The sequence below is a fragment of the Streptomyces sp. NPDC005728 genome (genome assembly GCF_040630895.1).
In the GTDB taxonomy this organism is placed as follows: Bacteria; Actinomycetota; Actinomycetes; order Streptomycetales; family Streptomycetaceae; genus Streptomyces.
The window spans coordinates 1-3,734 of the sequence record NZ_JBEXYL010000238.1; the positions used below are offsets into that span (position 1 = coordinate 1).

Annotated in this window: 5 protein-coding genes and 2 pseudogenes; 3 read left to right on the forward strand and 4 right to left on the reverse strand. The window is 71.5% G+C overall.

Translation table 11 applies throughout. The features are described from left to right. From ABZ471_RS47985 to ABZ471_RS48000, 4 genes are all read right to left on the reverse strand, one after another. The coding region (locus ABZ471_RS47985) for a phosphotransferase (protein ID WP_359075462.1) at window positions 1-996 on the reverse strand (996 nt) is incomplete at its 3' end. A 458-nt stretch (window positions 997-1,454) separates the two neighbouring features. Beyond that, entirely contained in the window at window positions 1,455-1,658 is a 204-nt protein-coding gene (locus ABZ471_RS47990) for a hypothetical protein (RefSeq protein WP_359075463.1), read from the reverse strand. Further along, complete coding sequence (locus tag ABZ471_RS47995; protein WP_359075464.1) at window positions 1,655-1,831, reverse strand: hypothetical protein; 177 nt, start codon at window positions 1,829-1,831, stop codon at window positions 1,655-1,657. Before ABZ471_RS47995 ends, ABZ471_RS47990 begins: the two co-directional genes overlap by 4 nt. Next, complete coding sequence (locus ABZ471_RS48000) at window positions 1,828-2,034, reverse strand: hypothetical protein (protein WP_359075465.1); 207 nt, start codon at window positions 2,032-2,034, stop codon at window positions 1,828-1,830. Before ABZ471_RS48000 ends, ABZ471_RS47995 begins: the two co-directional genes overlap by 4 nt. Window positions 2,035-2,200: 166 nt before the next feature. On the opposite strand from ABZ471_RS48000, the pseudogene ABZ471_RS48005 reads away from it, so the two are divergent. From ABZ471_RS48005 to ABZ471_RS48015, 3 genes and pseudogenes are all read left to right on the forward strand, one after another. Further along, a pseudogene (locus tag ABZ471_RS48005) lies at window positions 2,201-2,479 on the forward strand (helix-turn-helix transcriptional regulator); the annotation flags it as partial. A gap of 60 nt (window positions 2,480-2,539) precedes the next feature. After that, window positions 2,540-3,514: a DNA-binding protein gene (locus ABZ471_RS48010; RefSeq protein ID WP_359075466.1), complete on the forward strand. Its 975-nt coding sequence runs from the start codon at window positions 2,540-2,542 to the stop codon at window positions 3,512-3,514. 14 nt (window positions 3,515-3,528) lie between these two features. Further along, window positions 3,529-3,734 (forward strand): annotated as a pseudogene (locus tag ABZ471_RS48015) (hypothetical protein); the annotation flags it as partial.

The following is a 3,734-nucleotide window of genomic DNA, read 5'->3' on the forward strand; positions in this document are numbered from 1 at the left end:
CACCGTATCCATCAGCCACGTCACGATCAGACGGCGCAGCCACAGGACGCGCAGCGGCCCACGCAGGGTACGCATCTGCCCGGCCACGAACGCGGCAATCCCGTCCACCACCGTGGCCACGGGGCCGTCCAAGTGCGGGGCGGCAACCAGCGCGAGGAACGTGCGTGAGACGAGCTTTGCGGCATCGTGGTGCGCGGGCCCGCGGGCCAGGCCGGGGTCGATGAACACCGGCGCCTCTGTGGGCCCGTCGGGGAACAGGACATGTTCCGGTTTCAAGTCGCCGTACACGATCACGGTGGGGCCGGTCGGCGGGGTGAGGCGCAGTTTCAGTAGCCGGGCCACGACGACGCCGAGCACGGCGGCGGCGCCGCGGCGGGTCCGCTCGTCGAGCCGGTCAAGGCCGAGGCGTTCGACGTAGAGGCGGCCGGATACGCCGTTGAACTTCCGGCGGAACGTGCCGTCGATACTTCGCTCCGGGATCGGCGCGGCGTCGACCTGGGCCACCACGCGCGGGTGCTGAAGCCCGTGAAGGGCTGTGACGGCGGCGGTGAGCAAGTCGCCGGTCCGGGCCGGGTCTTTGGCGATCAGGTCGGCGAGGGTCGGGCCGGTGACGGGCTCGGTGAACAGCACCCCAGCCGCGTAACCGGCGCACCTGCCGACCTGGACCCCGGCCGCGTCCAGCGTGCGAAGCTGTGCGGCCTCCCGCGCGAGGAGCGAGGCGGGAGAGGTGGCGTATGCGGCCTGTGCCGCGTGGACCGAGCCCCAATCACCGGCCACACCGCGCAGCACGGAGACGAGGGACAGGCCAAGGACCGAGTTTTTCGCGAACAGATCCCGGCCGCCTGCGTGGGCGCGACGGACGTAGCCAGTCACGGAAGGAACGTGATCGCCGAGCGTCAGCGGCTCATTAGGCCACAGGTCGGCCGCAGCGCGGATTATGCGGCCGGTACTGAGCGCGAACAGGTCGGCGGGCTGCGGTAAGGCGGTGCCGTTCAAGGTGCCTCCTCGGCGGTCAGCGGTGCTGGGCGGGGTGGTTGGAGGGGCGGCTCCTCTCGGGAGTGAGGCGCCGCCCCAGTCCCGCGCGGCCGGTCTTGCCTGGCCATCACCGCGCGGGAGTCTCAGCCGCCCCGGACCGGCGTCCGGGCGTGGGAGGAAGGACGCGGCCGGGTGCGGAGCGTGGAACCGGCGGCCGTGGGACCGTCACGCACACCACGGCCGCCGGAGTCTTCAGGGGACCGGCGGACGAGTGCCCCACCGGTCGGTGTGGACGTCGGGCCGGTCGAGTCCCGCCTGCGGGTGGTCTGGCTGCTCGACAGCGACCGGCGCAGCGGCGCGGGCCTGCTGGACCTGTAACCCGGCCAGGGCGAGACCGGCGACATTGGCCGTCAGGAGCAGGAGCCCGACGGTGCGGCCCCCCTCACTCGCTCCGCGATGCCTGCCGGTCGCGCGGGCGGTCACCGGTCCTCCCACTCACCGCGCCGGGCGATCCGTTCGACGGCCGCCCATGTTGTGGGCCACGGGTTGACCTGGCCGCCGCTGTATCGGCAGCGGAGGTTGGAGATTCCCTCGCGTACGTCTGTCAGCATCGCCTCACAGCCACGCGCGGTGTCCCGGACGAGGTCACCCACGGCCGCCGGGCGGCGTACGGGGGCGGTCACCGGTCGGCCTCCGCCACCGCGGTGATGGTGCCCCGTCGACGCCGCCGGTTGATCGCGTCGATGGTGGCGACGCTGCTCTCGCCGATGGCGATACGGTCGCCGTACTCGTCCCAGTCCGCTCGCGACCACTTCTCGACCTGGGCAGCGAACCTGTCGTCAGCTTGCTGCCTCATCGCGTCACCTCCGGCACGCCGTACAGGCCAGCGCAGCAGGAGCAGGCCCGGAGGTCGCCGACCGGGTACCGGTCCGATGCCGTCCCCGCGCACCAGGCGCACGACATGCCGGCGCGCTGCCGGTCCGTCAGCCGGTCACGGTCGATGGTGGGGGCGTCCACCAGTCCCGGGAGGGTGGGGGTCGTGCTGTGCGGTTTGCTCATCGCGTTCGCCTCAGCCGTAGGTCGGGGGCCTGGCGGCCGTCCCTCACGGGGGAACGAGGGACGGCCGCCCCCAACCAGCCTCGGTGCGCGGCTGGTTGGGCTGACACCCAGTCAACGATCACCCTGCGCTGTGGGACCATCACACATGCGGCATGCGCATACGGAGATGCACTCAGCGGGTACGGGTAAGCGCTCGGGGCCGCATCCGCTCGTAGCGTGGGGGTACGTCGTGGACTTCCAGACAGGTCCGATCCGGGATGCCTCCCGGGCCGGGGACTACGGACGCGTCATCGAGCTGACCCGCAAAGGTCGGCAGATGACACAGGCGGCATTGGGGCAGGCTCTCGGCCTGTCGCAGTCCGCCGTCTCTCGTCTGGAGAAGCGCGGCCCAGCCTCGTACAGCACGGACGTCCTGACCGCCGCGGCTGCACATCTTCAGGTTCCGCCGGTGTTGGTGGGTCTCGCAGATGGGCGCTCGCCGCAGGTGCAGGCGAGAGACGACGAAATGCACCGACGCACTCTCCTCGGCGGCGCGGTAGCCGCGATGGCCGCCCCCATCGTGGCCGCCGCACCAGACACGCACGACACAACCGGCGGACAGGCCGCCGCACTCCGCCTGACCACAAGCGCCTACAGAAGGTTTGACGGCACCACCCCGTCCCGGGACCTCGCCGACGCAGTAGACGGGCACATCCGGCTGATCCAGACCATCACCCGCAGCGCGACCAGCGACACGGACCGGGCCCGGTTCGCCGCCGTCGGCAGCGAGGCCGCGTCCTTCGCCGGATGGCTGGCGTGGGACAAGGGCGACCACGGGTCCGCCCGATCCTGGTACGGCGGAGCGATCAAGGCCGCCCGCACCGCCGGGAACCCGTTGCTGACGGCCTACCAGACAGGCACGCTCGCCCAGTTCGAGGCACACGCCGGCAACGGCGTTCAGGCGCTCAACCTCGCCCGCCGCGCCCGCCGGGTCCTCGGCCAGACGCGACCGGCCGTAGCCGACGCATGGCTATCCAGCGTCGAAGCCCTCGGGCATGCGGCGGCCGGAGATTGGCGCGGAGCCGACCGGGCCCTGACCTCATCCCGCACTGGGGCTGAAGCCCTGGCGGCCGAGCAGGAACCGCCGCCGTGGCCGTGGGTGTTCTCCTTCACCCTCGACAAGGTGGCCGCCGCCCGGGTCACCTGCGGCGCACGCCTCAGCCTGCCCGACTGGGTGCTCGCCGAAGACGTGGAGGCCCTGACCACCGGACACGCCAAACAACGCGCGCTGCTGGTACTCGACATCGCCGCCGGACATCTCGCCGGCGGATGGGTAGAGGCCGCTTTCGCCCTCGCCTCCGCCGCACTCGACACCGGCCTGCAGTACCGATCCGGCCGGATCGTGGAACGCGCCCGCTCCGTGCGCCGTAGCTTCACCACCAGCTCACCGCCCAAGGTGGTGCGGGACTTCGATGAGCGCCTACACGACGTCTACCTGTAGAGGAGGGCCACGGCATGAGGGTTGGGATCACCGGGCACCGTGGACTGAGCAGCGAGGTTGAGGCGCAGGTGCGCGGCCTCTTGGACCAGGCGGTCAAGTCACATGACCCGGCCGAACTGGTCGGCGTCTCGTGCATCGCCGACGGTCCCGACTCCTGGTTCGCGGAAGCGGTGCTGTCCGTCGGCGGACGCATCGAGGTCGTCATCCCGGCTGCCAAGTA

Bases quoted from the DNA above. Each gene is read 5' to 3' on its own strand.
- ABZ471_RS47995 (WP_359075464.1), bottom strand. From the start codon at position 1,831: ATGAGGCAGCAAGCTGACGACAGGTTCGCTGCCCAGGTCGAGAAGTGG.
- ABZ471_RS48000 (WP_359075465.1), bottom strand. From the start codon at position 2,034: ATGAGCAAACCGCACAGCACGACCCCCACCCTCCCGGGACTGGTGGAC.
- ABZ471_RS48010 (WP_359075466.1), top strand. From the start codon at position 2,540: ATGCACCGACGCACTCTCCTCGGCGGCGCGGTAGCCGCGATGGCCGCC.